The organism is Roseomonas elaeocarpi (assembly GCF_042433915.1).
GTDB lineage: Bacteria > Pseudomonadota > Alphaproteobacteria > Acetobacterales > Acetobacteraceae > Roseomonas > Roseomonas elaeocarpi.
On the sequence record NZ_JBHLUN010000027.1, the window covers coordinates 1 to 967 of the forward strand.

The window sequence follows — 967 nt, forward strand, 5'->3', positions numbered from 1 at the left end:
CCTGGTGCGCGTGGCGGCGATCATGTTCGACAGCGACGAGTTCCGCGCCCGCTTCGGCGGCACCTCGGATGCGGAGCTGCTGACGCGGCTCTACCAGGCGGCACTCGGCCGCGCCCCGGATGCCGGTGGCATGAGCTACTACCTCAACGCCCTCCAGCACGGCGAAACACGCGAGCACGTCTTCGCCATCTTCGCCAACTCCGCCGAGGCCGCCAGCCTCTACGAGCAGAACCATCCCCAGGGCACCTGGGTGCCCGACACCGCGGCGCAGGAGGTGATCCTGGCCTACGATGCCCTGCTCGACACCACGCCAGACGCCGGCAGCCTCCTGCGCTGGAGCACTGCCCTCGACAGCGGTGCCGCCACGGTGCGCGACCTTTACGCCGCGCTGATGGCGAGCGACGCCTACGAGGCCCGCCACACCGGCGAGACCACCGACCAGTTCATACAGGTGCTGACCGCCAACGCGCTGGAACGTCCGGTCGATGCCGCATCCCTTGCCGCCTGGCGGACCTGGCTCAACGACGGCACCTTCACGCGCCTCGACGCCGCCCTGCAGATCGGCCGCTCCGATGAGGCACGGGGCGTCTTCGCGGCGCCCACCGTCACCGACGCCACGCCCGCCAGCACCGAGGGCGCGCAGGACGTCGCCACCGGCCGGGACATCACCCTGAGCGGCGGCGACGTCGCCGACGGCGTCACCTTCAGCCGCACCGGCGTCGCGGTGGCCGACATCCTCGCGAGCGAGGCGACGCGCGTGATCCATACTCCGGCGGGCCTGCAGATCACGCTGGACGGCGACGACCTGCTCCTGCCGGGCGCGCACGCGGTGCAGTTCCAGGACGGCACGCTGGAGTTCAGCGGCACGGCGACCTCGTCGGTGGTGAACCGGCTCTACAGCGCGATCCTGGGGCGCGAAGCCGATGCCGGCGGCATCGGCTACTACACCGCGCTGGTGGACAGCGGC

1 protein-coding gene is annotated in these 967 nt (G+C 71.6%); it reads left to right on the top strand.

What is annotated here, in order from left to right:
- On the top strand, positions 1-967 hold a 967-nt coding region (locus tag ACFFGY_RS22150; protein ID WP_377046715.1), incomplete at both ends, for a DUF4214 domain-containing protein.